The organism is Halomonas sp. H2 (assembly GCF_050215315.1).
Taxonomy (GTDB): Bacteria; Pseudomonadota; Gammaproteobacteria; order Pseudomonadales; family Halomonadaceae; genus Vreelandella.
On the sequence record NZ_CP189760.1, the window covers coordinates 1865656 to 1886378 of the forward strand.

General features: G+C 52.3%; 20 protein-coding genes. 17 read left to right on the forward strand and 3 right to left on the reverse strand.

Going from position 1 to position 20723, the window contains the following annotated elements; genetic code table 11:
- Nucleotides 1–12: 12 nt before the first annotated feature.
- The 14 genes from benB (ACQE2I_RS08600) to ACQE2I_RS08665 all read left to right on the forward strand — a co-directional run bounded on the left by benB (ACQE2I_RS08600) (nucleotide 13) and on the right by ACQE2I_RS08665 (nucleotide 13968).
- A complete protein-coding gene (gene benB / locus ACQE2I_RS08600) occupies nucleotides 13–501 on the forward strand; it encodes a benzoate 1,2-dioxygenase small subunit (RefSeq protein ID WP_427031216.1) in 489 nt (162 codons plus the stop codon).
- Nucleotides 502–525: 24 nt separating this feature from the next.
- Nucleotides 526–1551, forward strand: a complete 1026-nt coding sequence (gene benC, locus ACQE2I_RS08605) for a benzoate 1,2-dioxygenase electron transfer component BenC (RefSeq protein WP_427031217.1) — start codon at nucleotides 526–528, stop codon at nucleotides 1549–1551.
- On the forward strand, nucleotides 1548–2348 hold the full coding sequence (gene benD, locus ACQE2I_RS08610; protein ID WP_427031218.1) for a benzoate diol dehydrogenase BenD: 801 nt from the start codon (nucleotides 1548–1550) through the stop codon (nucleotides 2346–2348). Before benC ends, benD begins: the two co-directional genes overlap by 4 nt.
- An 83-nt stretch (nucleotides 2349–2431) precedes the next feature.
- Nucleotides 2432–3676, forward strand: a complete 1245-nt coding sequence (locus ACQE2I_RS08615) for a benzoate/H(+) symporter BenE family transporter (RefSeq protein ID WP_427031219.1) — start codon at nucleotides 2432–2434, stop codon at nucleotides 3674–3676.
- Between the two features lie 533 nt (nucleotides 3677–4209).
- Complete coding sequence (gene catA / locus ACQE2I_RS08620; RefSeq protein WP_427031214.1) at nucleotides 4210–5184, forward strand: catechol 1,2-dioxygenase; 975 nt, start codon at nucleotides 4210–4212, stop codon at nucleotides 5182–5184.
- A 24-nt stretch (nucleotides 5185–5208) separates the two neighbouring features.
- A complete protein-coding gene (locus ACQE2I_RS08625; RefSeq protein WP_427031220.1) occupies nucleotides 5209–6576 on the forward strand; it encodes a Rieske 2Fe-2S domain-containing protein in 1368 nt (455 codons plus the stop codon).
- A 13-nt stretch (nucleotides 6577–6589) separates the two neighbouring features.
- On the forward strand, nucleotides 6590–7078 hold the full coding sequence (benB, locus tag ACQE2I_RS08630) for a benzoate 1,2-dioxygenase small subunit (protein ID WP_427031222.1): 489 nt from the start codon (nucleotides 6590–6592) through the stop codon (nucleotides 7076–7078).
- Between the two features lie 95 nt (nucleotides 7079–7173).
- Complete coding sequence (locus ACQE2I_RS08635) at nucleotides 7174–8346, forward strand: ABC transporter substrate-binding protein (protein WP_427031223.1); 1173 nt, start codon at nucleotides 7174–7176, stop codon at nucleotides 8344–8346.
- Between the two features lie 67 nt (nucleotides 8347–8413).
- Nucleotides 8414–9274 carry a branched-chain amino acid ABC transporter permease gene (locus tag ACQE2I_RS08640; RefSeq protein WP_427031224.1) on the forward strand — a complete coding sequence of 287 codons (861 nt, stop codon included), beginning with the start codon at nucleotides 8414–8416 and terminating at the stop codon, nucleotides 9272–9274.
- Nucleotides 9275–9286: 12 nt separating this feature from the next.
- On the forward strand, nucleotides 9287–10351 hold the full coding sequence (locus ACQE2I_RS08645; RefSeq protein ID WP_427031226.1) for a branched-chain amino acid ABC transporter permease: 1065 nt from the start codon (nucleotides 9287–9289) through the stop codon (nucleotides 10349–10351).
- A 3-nt stretch (nucleotides 10352–10354) separates the two neighbouring features.
- Nucleotides 10355–11122, forward strand: a complete 768-nt coding sequence (locus ACQE2I_RS08650; protein ID WP_427031227.1) for an ABC transporter ATP-binding protein — start codon at nucleotides 10355–10357, stop codon at nucleotides 11120–11122.
- Nucleotides 11119–11850 carry an ABC transporter ATP-binding protein gene (locus ACQE2I_RS08655; RefSeq protein ID WP_427031229.1) on the forward strand — a complete coding sequence of 244 codons (732 nt, stop codon included), beginning with the start codon at nucleotides 11119–11121 and terminating at the stop codon, nucleotides 11848–11850. Before ACQE2I_RS08650 ends, ACQE2I_RS08655 begins: the two co-directional genes overlap by 4 nt.
- A gap of 77 nt (nucleotides 11851–11927) precedes the next feature.
- Complete coding sequence (locus ACQE2I_RS08660) at nucleotides 11928–13127, forward strand: benzoate/H(+) symporter BenE family transporter (protein ID WP_427031231.1); 1200 nt, start codon at nucleotides 11928–11930, stop codon at nucleotides 13125–13127.
- A 37-nt stretch (nucleotides 13128–13164) separates the two neighbouring features.
- Nucleotides 13165–13968: a universal stress protein gene (locus ACQE2I_RS08665; RefSeq protein ID WP_427031232.1), complete on the forward strand. Its 804-nt coding sequence runs from the start codon at nucleotides 13165–13167 to the stop codon at nucleotides 13966–13968.
- Nucleotides 13969–13987: 19 nt separating this feature from the next.
- On the opposite strand, the gene ACQE2I_RS08670 is transcribed toward ACQE2I_RS08665, so the two are convergent.
- Complete coding sequence (locus ACQE2I_RS08670; protein ID WP_427031233.1) at nucleotides 13988–14890, reverse strand: LysR family transcriptional regulator; 903 nt, start codon at nucleotides 14888–14890, stop codon at nucleotides 13988–13990.
- 254 nt (nucleotides 14891–15144) lie between these two features.
- Between ACQE2I_RS08670 and ACQE2I_RS08675 the strand changes: the two genes are divergently transcribed.
- Nucleotides 15145–15588: a universal stress protein gene (locus tag ACQE2I_RS08675; RefSeq protein WP_427031235.1), complete on the forward strand. Its 444-nt coding sequence runs from the start codon at nucleotides 15145–15147 to the stop codon at nucleotides 15586–15588.
- Between the two features lie 58 nt (nucleotides 15589–15646).
- Here the strand turns inward: ACQE2I_RS08675 and rnk are convergent, their stop codons facing one another.
- Both rnk and gdhA read right to left on the reverse strand, forming a co-directional pair.
- Nucleotides 15647–16060 carry a nucleoside diphosphate kinase regulator gene (rnk, locus tag ACQE2I_RS08680; protein WP_427031236.1) on the reverse strand — a complete coding sequence of 138 codons (414 nt, stop codon included), beginning with the start codon at nucleotides 16058–16060 and terminating at the stop codon, nucleotides 15647–15649.
- A 112-nt stretch (nucleotides 16061–16172) separates the two neighbouring features.
- A complete protein-coding gene (gene gdhA, locus ACQE2I_RS08685) occupies nucleotides 16173–17525 on the reverse strand; it encodes an NADP-specific glutamate dehydrogenase (protein ID WP_427031237.1) in 1353 nt (450 codons plus the stop codon).
- Nucleotides 17526–18142: 617 nt separating this feature from the next.
- Here gdhA and ACQE2I_RS08690 point away from each other — a divergent pair.
- Both ACQE2I_RS08690 and ACQE2I_RS08695 read left to right on the forward strand, forming a co-directional pair.
- Nucleotides 18143–19672 (forward strand): UxaA family hydrolase, encoded by a 1530-nt coding sequence (locus ACQE2I_RS08690; RefSeq protein ID WP_427031238.1) that lies wholly within the window; start codon nucleotides 18143–18145, stop codon nucleotides 19670–19672.
- Between the two features lie 45 nt (nucleotides 19673–19717).
- A complete protein-coding gene (locus ACQE2I_RS08695) occupies nucleotides 19718–20683 on the forward strand; it encodes a GntR family transcriptional regulator (RefSeq protein WP_427031239.1) in 966 nt (321 codons plus the stop codon).
- Nucleotides 20684–20723 lie beyond the last annotated feature (40 nt).

The following is a 20723-nucleotide window of genomic DNA, read 5'->3' on the forward strand; positions in this document are numbered from 1 at the left end:
GGGAGAACCGCCATGAGCATCAGTTACCAGGATATCCAGACCTTTCTGTACCGCGAAGCGCGCCTGCTGGATGAGCGCCAGTGGGACGAGTGGCTCGCCTGCTACCACCCACAAGTCGAGTTCTGGATGCCCGCCTGGGATGACGACGACCGGCTGACCGAAAATCCGCAGTCTGAGCTTTCGCTGATCTACTACCCGAATCGTGAGGGGCTTGAAGACCGAGTCTATCGGATCAAGACCGAGCGCAGCAGCGCCACCCTGCCGGAGCCGCGCACCACGCACCAGATCAGCAACATCGAGGTGCTGAAGGAAGAGGGTGACACGGTAGAGCTACGCTTCAATTGGCATACTTTGGGGCACGTCTACAAGACGACCTACAGCTACTTTGGCGCAGCTTTTTACACGCTGGACGTGTCGGGCGAGGCCCCGCAGATCACGCGGAAAGTTGTGCAGTTGAATAACGACTATATCCACCAGGTTATTGATATTTATCACATCTAACCCGGTGTGGAAGGAGATTCGATCATGAGCTATACCATTGCCCTCAATTTCGAGGATGGCGTCACCCGCTTTATCGGCTGTAAAGAAGGTGAGACAGTTCTCGATGCTGCTTACCGGCAAAAGGTTAACTTGCCTATGGATTGCTCTGACGGTGTGTGTGGCACTTGCAAGGGCCACTGCGAGCAGGGCGAGTTCGATATGGGCGACGAGTATATCGATGAAGCCCTTTCCGATGAAGAGGCCGCCGAGGGCATGGTGCTGACCTGCCAGATGGTGCCGTCTACCGACTGCGTTATCCAAGTGCCAGTGGCATCCACGCTGTGTAAAACACAGGTAGGCAAGGTTGAGGGCACGGTAGCTGCCGTCGAACAGCTCTCCGAGGATAGTATTGAGCTAGCGGTTGAACTGGATGATGAGGAAGGGCTTGCCTTTTTACCGGGTCAATATATCCATATTGACGTACCCGGTACCGAGGTACACCGCTCCTACTCCTTCAGCTCACTGCCAGGCGATAAGCGCGCCACTTTTTTGATCCGCAACATTCCCAACGGGGTAATGAGTGGCTACTTGACCGAGCGTGCGGCAGCGGGTGAAAAACTCACGCTGACCGGCCCGCTGGGCAGCTTCTACTTGCGCGAAGTCACACGTCCGGTGCTGATGCTGGCTGGCGGCACGGGGCTGGCTCCGTTCCTCTCCATGTTGGCGCAATTGGCCGAGAAGGGCTGTGACGCACCGATCCATATGATTTACGGCGCCAATAAAGATGATCACCTGGTCAAAACCGACGCGTTAGATGCCTTCGCCGAGAAGTTGCCTAGCTTCACCTACGCCACCGTCGTGGTCGATGAGGCTAGCGATCACGCGCGTAAGGGGTATGTAACGCATCACATGGACGCCGAAGTAATGCATAACGGCGATGTGGATGTTTACCTGTGTGGCCCGCCCCCCATGGTTGATGCCGTGCTGAAGTACTTCGATGCTGAAGGCATTGAGCCGCAGAGCTTCCACTATGAGAAGTTCACCCCTAACCAAGTGGGAGAGGGTTCATGAGCTATCACCGTTTTGACGGCCCCCGTTTTCAAGACCGGGTAATGGTGGTCACCGGTGCTGCTCAAGGGATTGGGCAGCGGGTTGCTGAGCGTGCAGCCGCTGAAGGTGCGCGCCTGGTTCTGGTGGATCGCGCCGATGAAATTCACGCGGTTGTGGCAGAGATCAGCAAACAGGGGAGCGAAGTGATTGCGGTACAAGCCGACCTGGAGACGTGGGAAGGCGCTGAAAAAGTCATGCAGGTGGCACTTAGCCAATTTGGGCGTATCGATATTCTGGTCAACAACGTAGGCGGCGCGATTAACTTCAAGCCGTTTACTGAATTTACCGAAGCGCAAATTGCGGCAGAGATCAATCGTTCGTTGATGCCCACGTTATGGTGCTGTCGTGCGGCGCTGCCAACCATGGTTGAGCAGGGTGGTGGTGTGATTGTTAATGTATCTTCAGCGGCGACGCGGGGTATTCACCGTATTCCTTATTCGGCGGCGAAGGGCGGTATCAATGCGTTGACCGCGTCACTAGCGTTTGAGTACGCCGAGCACGGTATTCGCGTTGTCGCCACGGCACCCGGTGGCACCGAAGCACCGCCACGACGTATTTCGCGAGGCACGCCGACGCCGAGTAACGAGACAGAAAAGGCGTGGTTTCAGGCACATATCGATCAGACCAAGCAGAGCTGCTTGATGAGTCGCTATGGCACGCTAGACGAAATGGTCGCGCCTATTTTGTTCTTAGCTTCCGATGAGGCTAGTTACGTCACTGGTAGCGTACTGCCCGTAGCAGGTGGCGATCTCGGCTAACAGCAGGCTGTTTAGTTAGAGACAGATAACTATAACAACATCATTTTCTTATTACTCTAAGCACAATACCCCTGGAGAATGCCGTGAAACATATTGAGAAAGGCGTCAGCCTAAGGCGTGCGCCCCGCGATTTCCTGCGTGACCTCAACGCCGACAATGCCAGTACGGGCTTAGTCGCGGGAATCTTAGGGCTCAGCGTCGGGGTAGTGCACATTAGTGCTGGCACTTCTGCTGGCCTCGACTCCTCCTTTATTATGATATGGGTGATCAGCTACTTGATGATCAACGGCCTGTTTGGGGTTTTCATGCCGGCTTATTACCGATTGCCGCTGCCTATGGCTAACTCCATACCTGGTGCACTGATGTTCGCTGCGGTCATTCCGGTGGTAGGACTGGAGGCAGCACTAGGGGCGAGCCTGATAGCGGGTGCTATTACTTTGATCGCTGGCGTGACTGGCGTTATGGGTATCGTGATGCGCTTAATCCCCATGCCGATTGTCATGGGGATGGTAGGCGGTATGTTGCTTAGTTTTGGTCTCAACATGGTGAAACCGCTGGAGAGTGCTGTTGTGCCGGCCTCCATCATGATTCTGGCTTTCTTCATTTCCGCCCGACTGTTTCGTAAGATTCCGCCACTCATTGTGGCGATGTTGGCGGGAAATCTTTATCTGATGGCAACTGGTGTTGACCTGTCAGGTATCGAGGCAACGATTCGCTTCCCCGAGTTCATTGTCCCAGAATTCACTTTAGGTGCCTTCCTAACGTACGGCTTACCGCTTGCGATCATCTTGGTGGGGATGGAAACGCCAGCGGGTGTAGGCTTAGTGAAGGGAATGGGCTACAAAGATGCGCCGGCTAACGCGATTACCGCCGTAGGCGGGGTAGGCACCATGGTGTCGGCGTTCTTCAACCTGCACAGTACATGCATTGCGGCACCGATGACCGGTGTGTGCGCTTCGCCAGAAGCGGGAGATCACGACAAGCGCTGGGTAGCCGCCGTGATCGCTGGGGCTATCTTTGTTGTCGCCGCGCCTTTTTACGGCTATGTGGTCAGCCTGTTGGAGGCTACGCCGCGTTACTTTATCGCCATTGTCGCTGGGTTGGCACTAATGCGCGTGATTACCTCGTCGATGGCCATTGCCTTTGCCGGTAAAAAGCATGAAATAGGGGCATTGTTCGCTTTTTTGATCGCCGCATCAGGTATCCAGATTCTGGGTATAGGCGCTACGTTCTGGGCATTAGTGTTGGGCGTTGTCGTCTCGGCAATCTTTGAAACCAAAGATTTTGAATTCATCTTCACTCGTGAGGCTGCCAAGAAAAGCAGCTGAAGCTACCAGTCTCTGTAATTGTAAAATGGTTATCCTCTTGGCCCGTACCTGCTTTTGCAGTGCGGGTCTTTTTTGTGCGTCTCACCTATACAGCACCTCTTTATCCTTTTGTCGCAAGTGAAAAACTATTGGCTCCGATTTGAGGCAGAACCGATCGACATTGTGCCCCCGTGAAAGACGCTATATCTGTTGGGTAGGCATGCTGAAGGTCATCCTGACAGGTGATTGTTATCAAGCTTGTTATGCTGTTTCTAAAAACTCTCTTTTAAACTATATAGTTAGTCGTTTTTTCGTGTTGATTATTATTTAGCATTAAGACAAAACACGATGTGTTCGAGATACCTCTGAAGTATGGAGGAGAACTCAAACGATATTGGTCGGGTGGGCGCGAACTGAACGATATTGACGATGAACACAACAACAACCGTCGTCTTTAGGCCCAAGGTAGACGTATTCCAATTTCCCTTTTGAACGTATTAGCGCTATCGCCGGGCACCAAGACAACGACAAAAAATCAACAATAGGGTTACACCATGACCGTGAAGATATTCGACACGCCCGAAGTCCAGGCTTTCATCAAAACCGTCGCCGGCTTCGACCAGGCCGGCGGCAATGACCGCGCCAAGCAGATCGTGCATCGCCTGATCGGCGACCTGTTCAAGCTGATCGACGATTTCGATGTCACCGAGGAAGAGTACTGGGCCGGTGTCAACCTGCTCAATGCCCTGGGCAGCCAGACCCAGTTCGGCCTGCTTTCTCCAGGGCTGGGCTTTGACCACTTCCTCGATATGCGCCAAGACGCCATTGACGCCGAAGCCAAGCGCACTGGCGGTACGCCGCGCACCATTGAAGGCCCGCTCTACGTGGCGGGTGCCCCAGAAGCCGAAGGCTTTGCGCGCATGGACGATGGCAGTGATCCCGATGCCGAGGTGATGTGGCTGACCGGCCAGGTGCGTGACATCGATGGCACCCCGATCGCCGGCGCCAAGGTCGAGATCTGGCACTGCAACTCCAAGGGTGGCTACTCGTTCTTCGACCAGACCCAGAGCGAGTACAACATGCGCCGCACCATCTATGCGGACAGCGAAGGGCGCTACACCGCGCGCAGCATCATCCCCTCCGGCTACGGCGTACCCGAAGGCGCCCCCACCGACGTGGTGCTCAAGTCCCTGGGCCGCCATGGCTGGCGTCCGGCGCACATCCACTACTTCGTCTCCGCCCCGGGCCACCAGCACCTGACCACCCAGATCAACCTGGCGGGCGATCCCTACACCTTTGATGACTTCGCCTTCGCCACCCGCGAAGAGCTGGTGGTGCCTGCTGAACGGATCGAAGACCCGGCCGAGATCGCCAAGCGCGACCTGGAGGGCCCGTTCTCCCACGTGGTATTCGATGTGGAGCTCGCCCAAACCGACGCCGCCGAGCTGCAAGTCCGTCACGCCCGCCCACGGGCCAAAGAAGACGAGCAGGATCTGGCCAGCCAGCTCGCTGGAACCGCCAAGGTTTAAAGCCCCTAGTTGAGGAGAGAGATCATGACCACGCAGCTTGATCAGCTCGAGGCCCGCGTGCGCGGCGCCGTCCAAGACGACCCCGCCCAGGGCATCTTCCGCTGCCACCGCAGCATGTTCACCGATCCCGCCTTCTTCGAATTAGAAATGAAGCACGTCTTCGAAGGCAACTGGCTGTTCCTGGCCCACGAGAGCCAGATCGCCGAGCCGGGTGACTACTACACGGTCACCATGGGGCGTCAGCCGGTGGTGATCACCCGCGACAAGGCCGGCGAGCTGCACGCGTTGATTAACGCCTGTGCCCACCGTGGCGCGACCCTGTGCCGCAAGAAGCGGGGCAACAAGGGCACCTTCACCTGCCCCTTCCACGGCTGGACCTTCAAGAACGACGGCAGACTGCTCAAAGCCAAGAACGAGAAAGCCGGTGCCTACCCGGACGGTTTCAGGCAGGACGGCTCCCACGACCTCAAGCGCGTACCACGCTTCGAAAACTACAAGGGTTTCCTGTTCGGCAGCCTGAGCGAGGACGTGCTACCGCTGGAAGAGCACCTGGGCGAGACCACCAAGATCATCGACAATATCGTCGACCAAGCCCCCGAAGGCCTGGAACTCCTGCGCGGCACCTCCTCCTACACCTTCAACGGCAACTGGAAGCTGGGGGCCGAGAACGGCGCCGACGGCTACCACGTCAGCTCGGTGCACTGGAACTACGCCTCCACCATGGAGCGCCGCAACTACGAGGCGGGCGGTACCCAGGCAGTGGACGCCGACGGCTGGTCGAAGAGCCAAGGCGGCTTCTACTCCTACGAAAACGGCCACATGTTGCTGTGGACCCGGCTGCTCAATCCCGAGGTGCGCCCGGTCTATCAACATAAGGACTGGATCCAAGAACAGCTGGGGGAAGCCCGCGCCGACTCCATCGTCAACCAAACGCGCAACCTCTGCCTCTACCCCAACGTCTACCTGATGGACCAGTTCTCCACGCAAATTCGAGTAGTGCGCCCGATTTCCGTGGACAAGAGTGAAATCACCATCTACTGCTTCGCCCCCAAAGGCGAATCGGCGGAAAACCGCACGCTGCGTATCCGCCAGTACGAGGACTTCTTCAACGTCTCGGGCATGGGAACGCCGGACGATCTAGAAGAATTCCGCAGCTGCCAGGACGGTTATAACGGTGCGCTGGCCGAATGGAACGACCTCTCCCGCGGGGCCAAGCAATGGATTGAGGGCGCCGATGAAAACGCCCAAGCGATCGACATGAAGCCCCTGCTCAGTGGCGCCTCGCCGGAAGACGAAGGCCTCTACGTGCTGCACCACAAGCACTGGGTCGACGAAATGCTGCGCGCCATCGACAAAGAGCGCAGCCAATTTATCGCCACCGCGACCGCCTAAGGGGAGAACCGCCATGAGCATCAGTTACCAGGATATCCAGACCTTTCTGTACCGCGAAGCGCGCCTGCTGGATGAGCGCCAGTGGGACGAGTGGCTCGCCTGCTACCACCCACAAGTCGAGTTCTGGATGCCCGCCTGGGATGACGACGACCGGCTGACCGAAAATCCGCAGTCTGAGCTTTCGCTGATCTACTACCCGAATCGTGAGGGGCTTGAAGACCGAGTCTATCGGATCAAGACCGAGCGCAGCAGCGCCACCCTGCCGGAGCCGCGCACCACGCACCAGATCAGCAACATCGAGGTGCTGAAGGAAGAGGGTGACACGGTAGAGCTACGCTTCAATTGGCATACTTTGGGGCACGTCTACAAGACGACCTACAGCTACTTTGGCGCAGCTTTTTACACGCTGGACGTGTCGGGCGAGGCCCCGCAGATCACGCGGAAAGTTGTGCAGTTGAATAACGACTATATCCATCAGGTCATTGATGTTTATCACGTGTAATCGATAGAGATAAGACAGATAAGACAGGGATGTCGCTTCCTGCTGTAAATGTAGCCAAAACAACCTCATAACAACTGAACTCTGGTGAAAATATAATGAAAACATTTAAAAAGGCCTCCTTAGCCACGCTCCTTAGTGCCACTGCCATGCTGACAGCAGGAAGTGTCGTCGCCAATGAAGATCCGGTGAAACTTGGCTTGATGCTTCCCTATTCAGGTACCTACACAGCTCTTGGTGAAGCCATTACGAATGGCTTGAAACTAGCCATTGAGGAAGAGGGTGGTCAGTTGGGTGGCCGCGATGTGGAGTACATCCAACTCGATTCAGAAGCTGATCCCTCTAAAGCCCCACAAAATATGAGTCGTTTGGTCAATGGCGACGATGTCGATTTCGTCATTGGGCCCGTACACTCAGGTGTTGCCATGGGCATGCTGCGAGTGGCTAAACAGACCGGTGCGATTACCATTATTCCCAATGCGGGGCTAGGCGCTGCGACGAATGAGCTGTGCATGCCGAATGTCTTCCGCACCTCGTTTAGCATGTGGCAAGACAGCTACCCAATGGGCAAAGTGGCTTACGATCAAGGCCATCGTAAGATCGTGACCATTACTTGGGATTACGCCGGTGGTAAGGAAGACCTCACTGGTTTTGAGGAGGCATTTACCGCTGAAGGTGGTGAAATTGTCGAGCAAATTTTAGTGCCATTTCCTAGCACTGAGTTCCAGAGCTATTTGACACAAATTGCCAGTTTAGAACCAGACGCGGTCTACACCTTCTTTGCGGGCGGCGGCGGGGTGAGCTTCGTAAGGGATTATGCTGCAGCAGGCCTTAAAGAGAGCATCCCTCTGCTTGGTTCTGGCTTCCTTACCGAGGGGAATTTAACAGCCCTGGGCGATGCAGGTGAGGGCGTGATGACCACGCTGCACTATGCAGAGACCCTCGAAAACGACGCCAATCAGTCCTTCGTGTCAGCCTACGAGAATGCCTACGGAGAAACCCCTGACACCTACGCTGTACAAGGTTACGACACGGGCATGATGCTGGTTCAAGCACTCTCTGTACTGGGTGGCGATACGTCAGACCAACAACGCTTGATAGATGTATTAGCCAATGTCCAATTGGAAAGCCCGCGTGGGCCTTTAAGCTTCTCTGATTCCCACCATCCCGTCCAAAATGTTTATCTGCGAGAGATTCGCGACGGCAAGCATGAAGTCGTCAGCATCGCTTCCGAGAACCTAGAAGTACCCGATGAAGCCTGCCAGATGTAACGGCATCTTTATGCACTATGGGGCGGGTATCTAGCCCGCTCCTCACTCTGATTCTCGGAGGGGTCTCATGGATCTCGCATTTTTCAGCGTACAGCTCCTTAACGGCCTGCAGTACGGCCTGCTACTTTTTTTGATTGCCAGCGGTTTGACGCTGATCTTCGGCATTATGGGGATTATTAATCTTGCCCATGGTGCCATGTATATGATCGGGGCTTATTTGGTTTATGACCTAACTCTACGGTTGGGCAACTTCTGGCTTGCCATTCTGGTGGCCATTCCCATCGCAATTGCGCTAGGGCTCATTATTGAGCGCTTGTTTCTCGATACTCTTTACAAGCGCGATCATTTATATCAGGTATTGCTGACGTTTGGGCTGATTTTAGTGCTCAACGAAGCGCAGAGAATTATCTGGGGTGGCGATGTGCACCGTATTCCAGTTCCCGCGCCATTTGATTCCAGCATTCAACTGACCGATAACCTTCAGTATTCGGTCTACCGGCTTTTTGTAATGGGTGTCTGCTTAGCATTAGCAGGCGTGATTTATTGGGTTATTCGCCATACGCGCCTAGGCATCATCATCCGTGCTGGGGCAGTGAATCGTGACATGGTGGAAGGTTTGGGGATCAATGTAAGAACCCTCTTTACGCTTATCTTCAGCGTTGGGGTAGCGCTTACTGCCTTCGCTGGAATGATCGCCGCACCGCTTACGTCCATCGCGCCGGGTATGGGCGATAGCATCCTCATTACTTGTTTTGTGGTCGTGGTCATCGGCGGTATTGGTTCTATAAAAGGGGCTTTCTGGGGCGCCATTCTTATTGGTATGGCCACCACTTTTGGCTCGGTGCTGATTCCAAGTCTTGCCAGTATGGTGATCTATCTGATCATGGCCGCCGTTTTGTTGGTTAAGCCACGCGGCTTGTTCGCTTGAGGAGAATGAGAAATGTTACATAGATACCCCAAGCGTGTTGCTTTCATTATGTTGGCTTTAACGGCTCTCGTAGCGCTATTTCCTCTTTGGGGAGAAGCGGTATTTGGCAGTAAAGCTGATTTTTATTTAGAAAAACTGACGCTGATACTGATTTTGGCGCTGTTCGCGATGAGCCTGGATTTACTCGTTGGCATGATTGGTCTAGTGAGTTTAGGGCACGCGCTGTTCTTTGGGATTGGTGCTTATACGCTGGCATTGGCTAGCCCAGATTTTAGCCCAGCATCAATGTGGTGGATGCTTCCCCTCGTAATGGGCGTTTCGGCTCTTGCCGCTTTACTGGTGGGGCTACTGGTCATTCGCACCAATGGAATTTTCTTCATCATGACCACCTTGGCGTTTGGGCAGATGCTTTATTACTTCATTAGCACCTCTCAATTTGCGGGGGGGACTGATGGTGTATTCATCATGTTCCGACCAAGCGTCACTGTTGGTGAGAACACGTTAGTAGATCTAGATAATCCTTATAGCTTCTTCTACTTCTGTTTAGGGATGCTGTTCATTGGGTATGTCTTTCTACGCTGGCTGACCCGCTCCTACTTTGGGCAGGTGCTCGACGGTATCCATGACAACGAACACCGTATGCAAGCCCTAGGTTATGCCACCCACGGCTACAAGCTAATCGCCTTTGTCATCGCCGGGGTAATGGCGGGGATTGCCGGTATGCTAGCGGCAATGCAGTACGGCTTTGCGAATCCGGCACAGCTTGGCTGGCACACTTCTGGCGAAGTATTAATGATGCTGATTTTAGGCGGAATGGGAACGATCTTTGGCCCCATTTTAGGTGCCTTTGCCTATGAAATTCTGCTTTATCTCTATGAACATGCCACCACTCACTGGCCAATACTGATGGGGCTAACCATCATTGTGGCCGTATTAGTGCTGCCACGCGGTATTGCTGGTTTGATTATTGCACCGCCCTGGCAGCGCAAGCGCCCCATGAATGCTGAAGCGCTCGAAACAGAAAATGCGTCTGCAGCCGTCTCCACTCAACCCGTCACACAGAGTAAGGAGGACTGAGCAATGCGCGATGAAATTGTATTAGCCACCCATGGTTTAACCCGCCGCTTCGGTGGTTTAGTAGCAGTCAACGACGTTGATTTTGATGTTAAATCCAATGAAATACACGCCATTTTGGGACCTAATGGCGCGGGTAAAAGCACGCTGATTAACCTGCTCTCCGGAGAGATTCCTCCTTCTGAAGGGCAGGTGCTCTATCACGGCGACCCTATCCAGGGAAAAAGCGCTCGACACATTGCGCGTATGGGTATCGGTCGCAGCCATCAGAAGACCAATATCTTCCCGCGCCTCAACTGCTTGCAGAACTGCGAGCTGGCCGCGCGTATTCATATGGGTGGGGTGTTTGGCAGTTGGCGCTCGCGGCAGCGGTCGCGGGCGGTCAGTGAGCGCGCTATTGAGGTGTTGGAAACTTGCCAATTGACTCACCGTGCTTATACGACGGCAGCAGATATGAGCTATGGCGAACAGCGGCAACTACAGATCGCTATGGTGCTGGCGACGGAACCGTCGCTGATGCTACTCGATGAGCCGATGGCAGGTATGGGGCGCGAGGAAACCGTCCAGGTAACCGAATTGCTCGCGAGCCTTACGGACCGCTACACCTTGGTTTTGATTGAGCACGATATGGACTCGGTGTTCCGACTGGCTGATCGTATCACCGTCATGGTTGATGGCTGCGTCTTGGAAAGCGGCCCGACTGAACAAATACGCACTAGCGAACAGGTACGCGATGTCTACTTGGGGCGTCATGATAAAGGGGCAACCGCATGAGCGTAGAAAACACGACTACTCCCTTGGTAGAGGCGCGCGGACTGCATACTTACTACGGTGAGAGCCACATTTTACATGGCGTAGATTTGACCCTGATGCCCGGCGAGACGCTGAGTCTGTTGGGACGTAACGGCATGGGCAAGACCACTACGCTGAAGTCGATTCTTGGCTTTGTGCCGCCACGACGGGGAGAGGTCTTTATCAAGGGTGTCTCTGCAACCAAGCGACGGCCTTGGCAACTGATTCGACAAGGCATCGGTTACGTGCCGGAAGGACGCGGTATTTTTCCAGGCATCAGCGTGCGTGAGCACCTTATTATGGCTGCACGTCCTAACGCGCGTGGAGAGACCCCTTGGACATATGAGCGCGTCTTAGATACGTTCCCGCGGTTAGGGCAACGTATCAATCACGATGGTTCTTTCCTATCAGGCGGTGAGCAGCAGATGCTATCCATTGGCCGTGCGCTGACCACAAACCCGGATCTTATGATCCTTGATGAGGCGACCGAAGGTCTCGCTCCGCTGATCCGTGATGAGATTTGGAAGATCATCCGTGACATTAAGGCGACCGGTATTTCAACCATTATTGTCGATAAAAATATCGATAATTTACTCGATATCGCTGAAAAACACTTGCTACTGGTCAAAGGTGAAGTGATCTATAGCGGTGATTCTCAGGGGTTAAAAGATAACCCATCGATTCTCGAAACCCACCTCGGTGTTGCTTGATACGGCTCCGGCAAGCAGGTGCTTGCCGGAAGACTCACTGGCTACTCATTAAATACTGACACGGGGAAGTGTGTTGCATGCAATTTCACAAGCAATTGCAAAAAGACCTGTCGATTTCGGCGATTACTGCTGGCTTTGTGGCCGTACTGATTTCTTACTCCGGCCCGCTCGCTATCTTTTTCCAGGCGGCTCAAAGCGCTGAAATATCGAACATGATGATGACATCCTGGGTCTGGGCCATCTCTATGGGGGCAGCCATCTCGGGTATTTTGTTAAGTCTATGGCTGAAGGTGCCGGTAGTGACCGCTTGGTCAGCCCCGGGAACTGCTTTGCTGGTTAGCCTGTTTCCCGGGCTATCACTCAATGAAGCGGTGGGCGCCTATTTGACTGCAGCGATGATCATTTTTGTGATCGGTGTTACGGGCTCCTTTGACCGCATTATGCAGATGATTCCACCCGGTATTGCTAGTGCGATGATGGCGGGCATTCTCTTCCAGTTTGGTGTGGGCGTCTTCGTCTCATTGGAGAGCGTGCCGGCACTGGCGATTGGTATGATTATCGCTTATCTCGTATTTAAGCGGCTAACACCGCGTTACAGCTTGGTGCTGCTATTAGTGGTTGGCGTCGTTCTGGCTGTCGTTTTAGAAGGCGCAAGCTTAGAAGGGGTTTCAGTCCAGCTTGCCGAACCACAGTTTATCCGCCCAGAGTGGACATGGGATGCCACCTTAAGCCTAGCCATCCCGCTGGTACTGGTTAGTCTCACCGGCCAGTTTTTACCAGGTATAGCGATCATGCGTAGTTCTGGCTATAACACGGCGGCCAAGCCCATCGTCACGCTGACCAGTTTGACCTCCTTCGTGACAGCATTTTTCGGCGGTATCACTACGGTGATCGCGGCGATTACGGCGGCAATTTGCACCAGCAAAGAAGCTCACGAAGATCCCGATAAGCGCTACGTGGCCGGAGTGGCCAATGGCGTCTTCTATCTAATCGGTGGCACTTTCGCAGGCACTATCGTACTGCTGTTTACCTCGCTACCTAGCGAATTTGTCGCTGTACTGGCGGGTTTGGCGTTGATTGGTGCCATTTCAAGCAATGTCAGTGCTTTCGCCGCCGAAAAAGATCATCTGGAGGCCTCAGTGATCACCTTTATCGCCACGGCATCGGGAGTTAGTTTCTTAGGTTTGGGTTCTGCTTTTTGGGGGGTGGTCGTTGGGGCACTTGCCTACAACCTATTACACCGTCGTTTTCGTTCGCTTAAGCGTAACAACCAATAACAATCGTTACTACTGTAGCAGTAGTCGGAGTATACCCATGGAAAAGCTTTTTGTGGCACTTGATGATAGTGAAGACGCTATACGCTCACTGGTATTTGGCCAGAGGCTAGCGGCACAGCTAGAAGTGGATGTAAGCGCTATCTCAGTGGTACCAGAACAAGACAATATCGCCGCGAGGCGATCTCGTTTGCAGTCACTTATCACGGCTCACCATCTGGGAGCAATAGCGCTTGATGTGGTTGCCCATGAAAGTGCCAAGGTGTATCTCGGTGAGCTTGCCAGCCGCGATAATGCTGGGCTATGCATGATGGCGCACGGGCGCCGCCCGGTGCCGGAAATGCTGATAGGCAGCGTCACTGCGGGGGTGGTACGTCGAGCCCATCGACCGGTTTACTTGTGCGGGCCTCGTTACGACAGCCGTGTTCATCAGCGGGTTGACGTATTAGCCGTGTGTGTCGATGGTTCTAAGCTCTCTGAGCATATGCTGCCGCATATGGCATCGCTGTCTAAGCGCTTAGGCGCGCGTTTACAACTGCTGCAAGTGATAGATACTACTGTGGCCCGAAAACCAACGGCGCTAGGTCATACGGATGTGATGGAATCAGCTTACCTGACCGCTTTGGCGCGCCGTGTTGAGAGTCAGCAAGCGCTTGAGGTTGATTGGGAGGTGCTGCATGGCGACCCGGCCGATTCTATCGTCAGTTATTTAGCTGATAGCCACAACACTATGCTCGCAATGACTACCCATGGCCGCAGTGGTCTTTCGCAAGTGGTTGCTGGCAGTGTCAGCCATGAAGTGCTGCATGAAGCTACTTGCCCTGTAGCTGTTCTAAGGCCTTAAGTTGCTGGGATAACAGCTGTCACGGGTAGCGTCCAGAACGGCGATTTTCGACAAGCACATCTAGAATAGCGTTTGCTTCCAGCATTAGCGAAGAGGGTTTTTCTCCGCGGCGACGGCTACAGATAACAGGTGACGTAATAGTCTTGTCTGCCAGTGGTACATAACAAATACCATCACGCTGAACGCGTTTGACCTGTTCGGGAACCAGCGTAATGCCGATACCAGAGGCCACCAAGCTAAGTGCTGTCTGAACCTCGTTTGCTTCCTGTACCACTTCGACCTTTAAGCCTTGGCGTCGGAAGATCCCTAAAACCATATCCGCAAGGCTAGGCCGTGGTTTCGCGGGGAAGAGGATTAGTGGATAACGAGCCAGCTCTTCGCAGCTAGGGGTAGTGCCTGCTAACGGATGCCCGCTAGATAGAGCTGCAATTAACGGTTCATCGAAGAGAATCTCTTGCTCGACGTCTGGGTCATCGATGCGTAAACGCCCAAAACCCATGTCAATGCGGCCAGCTTTGAGTGCCTGAATTTGTTGTACCGTGGTAAGTTCTGCCAGTGAAAGCTCGACATTATCCATTCGGCGTAAATCACGTACCAGTATAGGAAGCTGCCCGTAAAATACGGAAGGCACAAAACCAATGCCGAACAGTGCGCGTTTGCTACGTGCCATGTGCCTTGTCGCATCAATGGTGACTTCTACTTTCTCTAATATCTGCAGAGCGTGCTGCTGAAAAAAAACACCAGATGGGGTGAGGCGTAAGCCTCTAGAGCTTCGCTCAAATAACTCCGCACCCACTTCTTGCTCCAATTGCTTAATTTGGCGCGAAAGGGGAGGCTGAGACATGTGTAAGCGTTCAGCAGCAGAGGTAAAATTAAGCTCTTCAGCCACAATGCAAAAGTACCTAAGGTGGCGTAGTTCCATGATACCTCCAAGGTATGAGCGGCTACTTAAATGATATTGGTTTTGTCGTTCTGTTGCTTTCAAGCTGCCTGTATTCTGAGCTCGGAGATATTACGTGAATGATATTAGCCCCGACGTCATATAACAGTATATCCTGGATCTTTTTAATTCAGCTAACTAAGCGTTACAACGCTACCAGTATTTAGATGTTTAAAAGCTAAATATCGACTAAGACTTTAGTTGCAATAAAAACACAAAATAGGATTGAACCAGCTATGTATACTCGTATTTTAGTTCCGATCGATGGCTCTGAAAATGCTAAACAAGCGCTGTCAGTAGCCTGTAAGCTGTTGAATGAAAATGCCTCAACGCTTTATTTATTACACATCCCTGAAGCTCTCACATATTCCACCACGCTAGTGTGGGGTGTCGGTGCTCTAGATGCTGAAGCTACCCTTGCTGAACGTGAGCAGGCTGGAGAGCAGCTGTTGATGCAAGCTGCTCAGTCAGCGCAAGAGCAGGGGGCTCAGCAAGTTGAAAAGAAATTTGTACCGGGTGATCCGGTACGGGTGATACTTGATACCGCCAACGACCAGGGCATAGATACGATTGTGATGGGGAGCCGTGGGTTAAGCGACTTAGCGGGCGTCGTCATTGGAAGCGTTTCTCACCAAGTGAGCCATTCCGCAAAGTGCCAAGTAATCACCGTAAAACAATAAGTTGGTGACAGAAGAGTCATTGGTATGTCATTGGCCAGCGCACTCTTCGTAACACTAACTATCTATGGAATTGCTTTTCACGTTCTGGTTGCCAATAAATGGCATCGATACGTAGGCGTGCTTCGGTATTATTAGGCAGTGGCCATTCGATGGTATCGCCGATTCTGAGCCCGATCAATGCAGCTCCAATCGGAGCCATGACGGAAATTCCATCCGGGACGCTTTCCAGTGAGTGCGGGTAGACCAAGGTTCGTATCATCTTTGACCCACGAGCGAGATCAGTGAAGCAAATCTGGCTGTTCATGCTAACAATGTCGTCAGGAATATCCTCTGGATCGCGGATTTCTCCACGTGATAACTCCTCCTCAAGTAATTCAGCCACTGCCATGTCTTTATCGGATGCATTGTCGATCAAGCGCTGTAGACGCTCAGCATCAAGACGGTTAATAATAATAGCAGGACGCTGTCCCATGGTTACTCTCCTTAGAAAGCCATAAATTTAAACCAATAAAAAACAGTCCTTCCCCAATAAAGGAAGGACTGCGTACTGGTGACAGTATAAGCGATTTACCAAACAAAGACGATCAGGTGACGCCTTGTTCAATCATGGCATCAGCTACTTTTCTGAAGCCTGCAATGTTGGCTCCCAGTACCAGATTCGTCGCTTCACCAAACTCCTCGGCAGTGTCTGCGCACTGCTGGTGAATATTAGCCATAATCTGTTTTAGCTTTTGATCGACTTTTTCCAGTGGCCACTGTTCCATACTGCTATTTTGTGCCATCTCTAGCTGGCTAGTAGCGACGCCACCTGCGTTAGCGGCCTTGCCAGGCCCATAGGCAACCTTAGCGTTTAGAAAGAGATCAACGGCCTCTTTTGTGGAGGGCATGTTGGCACCCTCACTAATACACGTGATGCCATTGGCAAGCATGATTTCCGCATCGCTTTCTGTTAGCTCATTCTGAGTAGCGCAAGGGAACGCAGCATCGGCTTGAATACGCCATACGGCATGCCCACCCTGGGGGTAGTCACGTGCAGCAATGTAGTGAGCGTCGGGATGTTCATTTAAGTAGGCTTCTAAAGAGGTGCGCTGCACTTCTTTGAGCTGTTTGAGTAAGCCTAAATCAATACCGTTTATATCGTGGATAGTCCCGCTTGAGTCGCTGCAGGTGATCGGTTTAGCACCCAGCTCGTATAGTTTCTCAATGGTATAAATGGCTACATTGCCAGCACCGGAAACTAAGCAGGTTTTGTCGCGTAGCTCTTCTCCTCGTGCAGCCAGCATGCTCTGCGCGAAGTAAACCGCACCGTAGCCAGTCGCTTCTTTGCGGCCAAGCGAGCCACCCCAGTTAAGTCCTTTGCCTGTTAGTACGCCTTCATAACAGCCAGTCAACCGCTTATATTGGCCAAATAGATAGCCAATTTCACGCGTGCCTACCCCGATATCACCTGCAGGCACATCACAATGGGGGCCAATATGACGGTAGAGCTCTGCCATGTAAGCCTGACAAAAACGCATGATCTCGTTATCTGATTTGCCCTTTGGATTAAAATCGGCGCCACCTTTACCGCCACCGATTGGCAAACCGGTTAACGCATTCTTGAAGATTTGTTCAAACCCAAGAAATTTAATGGTGCCTGATGTAACGCTGGGATGAAAACGTAGGCCACCTTTGTAAGGCCCAAGGGCAGAGTTGAACTGTACGCGATAGCCTTTGTTAACTTGTACTCGTCCGGCATCATCAACCCAGCTTATCCGAAACATAATTTGCCGTTCAGGCTCAACTATCCGCTCAATGATGCTGTGCTGGTGATAAAGGGGGGTCTTTTGTAATAGCGGACGCAGACATTCAAGCACCTCTTCGATGGCTTGATAAAACTCTGTCTGTGCGGGGCTGTTTTGTTGAAGTCGCGTCAGCGTATCGTGGACGTAGGGCATATGAACATACCATCGCAGTATTTAATAAGTATTGGCTGGCCAGAGCGTCACGTAATCTAACTGCCGGCATGCTTTTTTGCATAGCCTATGCATGTTCGGTATAGCTTAAAACTGGAGATAATTTAGACTAAAGTATGTGTTTTTATAGGCTGTCCGCTTGCTTTTTGAAAATTCAGTAAACGATAAATAAACGAATAGTGTTTATTTGCTAATTCTACTGGGTCAAAAATTGATTCTGCTACAGTGCGATGGTGATACCACCTACCTAACTAACTACCAGGTTGAAGCCTATGCCGCTTCACGTGCCCCATGGCCATTTGGAGGCATATCTTGAGGAGCTGGTGCCCACATTGGCGCAACCTTTTTACTCTACTTAAGCAGTAGCAGAATGCTCGCTTTGGCGCTTTGGCGCCAGCCAAGTCATCACCCAATTTTTTTGCTATCGACATGTACGCTGCAAAAAAGTAAGCTGTATTATTGATTATTGTGCGCAATAATCATTACTGAGACGATAGTCTAGTTTTCTCGCCATCAAATCATGCCAGCCTCTGGGGTGGTTACTGTTTGATGGGTTGGTGTGAATGGTCTTAGCGCGTCCACGAATAAAGGGGTTAATAATGGAACTGATCAATAATGTACCCGCTGTTATTAAGCTGCATCACAATGACAACGTTGGCGTGGCAGCAAGACCTGTTCCGAAGGGGTATCCAATTGACGATGATCAGCACCCGGCGCACGCCAATATTGATGCGGGCCATAAGGTCGCGCTGACAGTCGTTGAGGCAGAGCAGCCCATCTTAAAATATGGTCAGGTCATTGGTTTGGCCTCCCGTCGAATCGAAGTGGGGGAGCACGTTCACACCCATAACCTGACAATGCTTGAGCGCGATACGTCGTTGGAAGCGTTCAAACCAGCCGCGAGAACGCCCATTATTGAAAATCAGCGCACGTTTAACGGTTACCATCGGGCTAACGGCCAAGTGGGAACCCGCAATTATATTGGTATTCTTTCAACCGTAAACTGCTCTGCGACAGTATCTAAAGTAGTGGCCGAGCGCCTTAATGCGAGCGGTGAGTTTGAAGCGTTGGGTTTTGACGGCGTGGTGCCGGTAACGCATGGTTCAGGCTGTGCGATGAATACTGACTCTGAAGGGTTTGCCTTTTTGGAGCGGGTATTGAATGGCTACGCTATTAACCCGAATTTCGCCTTTGTGCTGATTATTGGTTTGGGGTGTGAAGCCAATCAAGTTAAACAGCTGGTTGAAAAATATGGCTTAACCGATACGTCCAGAATATTTTATTTCAATATTCAAGGTGCGGGGGGGACCCGAGCCAGTATCGAGTTAGCGTCTGAAAAAATCCGTCAAATGTCGAAAGATTATAGCCATGCCCAGCGCGAGCCAGCGCCGCTAAGCCATCTAACGGTGGCATTACAGTGCGGTGGTTCTGATGGCTACTCCGGTATCACGGCTAACCCCGCGTTGGGGCATGCGGCTGATTTGATCGTTAAGCATGGGGGTAGCGTCATTCTTAGCGAGACGCCTGAAATTTATGGCGCTGAGCACCTGCTGCTGGATCGAGCGATTAATGAAGGGGTTGCTCGTAAACTGCTTGATCGCATCGAATGGTGGAAGCACTACACGCACATTAACGGCGCTGAATTAAATAACAATCCTTCACCCGGAAACAAAGTTGGCGGCCTCTCCACCATTTTAGAAAAATCGCTGGGTGCGGTGGCTAAGAGTGGTGCTTCCAGCCTTAATGATGTGCTTGAATACGCCCAGCCGATCAAAGAGCCGGGGTTTAACTTTATGGATAGCCCCGGCTACGATCCGGTATCGGTCACCGGCCAGATCGCTTCTGGCTCGACAATTGTGTGTTTTACGACAGGCCGTGGCTCTGTTTCTGGCTTTAAACCTGCGCCTTGTATTAAGTTAGCCACCAATACACACATGTATGAAAGCATCCTTGAAGATATGGATATCAACTGCGGTACTATTGTGGACGGTGCTGCCACAATAGAGGAGGTTGGTGAACATATTTTTGAAAAGATACTATCGATTGCTTCTGGCGAGATGAGCGCGAGCGAGTCACTTGGCTATGGTAACAATGAATTCGTACCGTGGATGGTAGGTGCTGTTACTTAACAGCCATTATTGATTTTTAAAAAAACTATGTGATGAGTTGCTTGAATGGCCCAAACCTTAAAAGATCAACTTTATGACGCGCTTAAGCGGAGTATAAATAGCGGCCATCTTGAAACAGGGTTGGTATTGCTCGAAGGGAATATTGCAGAAATTTTCGGCATGAGCCGCTCGCCTGTTCGCCAGACCCTGGGGCGTTTGCACGATGAGCAGTTGATTTGTCGGTTTGACGGTCGAGGCTATTTGGTCGGCGCTAGCCCTCGGGAGGCGATTCGACGCAATTTATCCGCCAATGACTTTAGCGCCTTGGGCGAGGACGCCAAGATTGAACGCACAGACGCGTGGCGGGACATCGCTGATGTGGTCGAGCATGAGGTGGTGTTGAGCTCGATGAAAGGCAGGTTTGAACTCAATGAACTGCAGCTATCGAGAAGATATAACGTCAGCCGCACGATTACTCACCGAATTCTGCTTTATTTACAGTCGATAGGAGTGGTCGAAAAAGTTAAGTATACCAGCTGGTCAGTGGTGCCCTTGGATAACGAAAGATTGCACAATCTTTATGAGGCGCGTAGGCAGCTAGAGCCTTTTATGATCTCTCGGGCTACGCTGACAATGCCGCTGGAAAAAATCGCCCACTTTATTACCAAACTTGAACAAACGGCGGAAAAATACCCAAACGTTCAAGGCGCCACGCTTGATGAGCTTGAAAGCGACCTCCATTACCAAACCGTCAGCATGGGCGACAATCAAGAAATATTTAATATGTTAAGGCGCACCCATCCAGTACTGCTTATGAGTAAACATCTGCTTGGCTCGTCGATTGCGCTGCCCGATACAGACCCGTTTTTTCATGACCATCTTGATATATTTGAGCGGATGCGTAAGAGAGAGAGTGAACGAGCGGGCCAAGCGCTGTTGGCACACTTGGCAGGCTCTGAAGCTAAAGTGCAGGAGCGCTTAAGTGACTTTCGCGACAACGGGCATCTCGATATTCCCGATTACCTTCGCTAATGCTAGCGAGTGCTGCTAATCACCGTTCGGTAGCTCATTT

Bases quoted from the DNA above. Each gene is read 5' to 3' on its own strand.
- ACQE2I_RS08645 (WP_427031226.1), top strand. From the start codon at position 9,287: ATGTTACATAGATACCCCAAGCGTGTTGCTTTCATTATGTTGGCTTTA.
- ACQE2I_RS08660 (WP_427031231.1), top strand. From the start codon at position 11,928: ATGCAATTTCACAAGCAATTGCAAAAAGACCTGTCGATTTCGGCGATT.
- benD (WP_427031218.1), top strand. From the start codon at position 1,548: ATGAGCTATCACCGTTTTGACGGCCCCCGTTTTCAAGACCGGGTAATG.
- gdhA (WP_427031237.1), bottom strand. From the start codon at position 17,525: ATGCCCTACGTCCACGATACGCTGACGCGACTTCAACAAAACAGCCCC.
- ACQE2I_RS08655 (WP_427031229.1), top strand. From the start codon at position 11,119: ATGAGCGTAGAAAACACGACTACTCCCTTGGTAGAGGCGCGCGGACTG.
- rnk (WP_427031236.1), bottom strand. From the start codon at position 16,060: ATGGGACAGCGTCCTGCTATTATTATTAACCGTCTTGATGCTGAGCGT.
- ACQE2I_RS08675 (WP_427031235.1), top strand. From the start codon at position 15,145: ATGTATACTCGTATTTTAGTTCCGATCGATGGCTCTGAAAATGCTAAA.
- benC (WP_427031217.1), top strand. From the start codon at position 526: ATGAGCTATACCATTGCCCTCAATTTCGAGGATGGCGTCACCCGCTTT.
- ACQE2I_RS08670 (WP_427031233.1), bottom strand. From the start codon at position 14,890: ATGGAACTACGCCACCTTAGGTACTTTTGCATTGTGGCTGAAGAGCTT.
- catA (WP_427031214.1), top strand. From the start codon at position 4,210: ATGACCGTGAAGATATTCGACACGCCCGAAGTCCAGGCTTTCATCAAA.
- ACQE2I_RS08635 (WP_427031223.1), top strand. From the start codon at position 7,174: ATGAAAACATTTAAAAAGGCCTCCTTAGCCACGCTCCTTAGTGCCACT.
- benB (WP_427031222.1), top strand. From the start codon at position 6,590: ATGAGCATCAGTTACCAGGATATCCAGACCTTTCTGTACCGCGAAGCG.
- ACQE2I_RS08625 (WP_427031220.1), top strand. From the start codon at position 5,209: ATGACCACGCAGCTTGATCAGCTCGAGGCCCGCGTGCGCGGCGCCGTC.
- ACQE2I_RS08690 (WP_427031238.1), top strand. From the start codon at position 18,143: ATGGAACTGATCAATAATGTACCCGCTGTTATTAAGCTGCATCACAAT.
- ACQE2I_RS08665 (WP_427031232.1), top strand. From the start codon at position 13,165: ATGGAAAAGCTTTTTGTGGCACTTGATGATAGTGAAGACGCTATACGC.
- ACQE2I_RS08650 (WP_427031227.1), top strand. From the start codon at position 10,355: ATGCGCGATGAAATTGTATTAGCCACCCATGGTTTAACCCGCCGCTTC.
- ACQE2I_RS08695 (WP_427031239.1), top strand. From the start codon at position 19,718: ATGGCCCAAACCTTAAAAGATCAACTTTATGACGCGCTTAAGCGGAGT.
- ACQE2I_RS08640 (WP_427031224.1), top strand. From the start codon at position 8,414: ATGGATCTCGCATTTTTCAGCGTACAGCTCCTTAACGGCCTGCAGTAC.
- benB (WP_427031216.1), top strand. From the start codon at position 13: ATGAGCATCAGTTACCAGGATATCCAGACCTTTCTGTACCGCGAAGCG.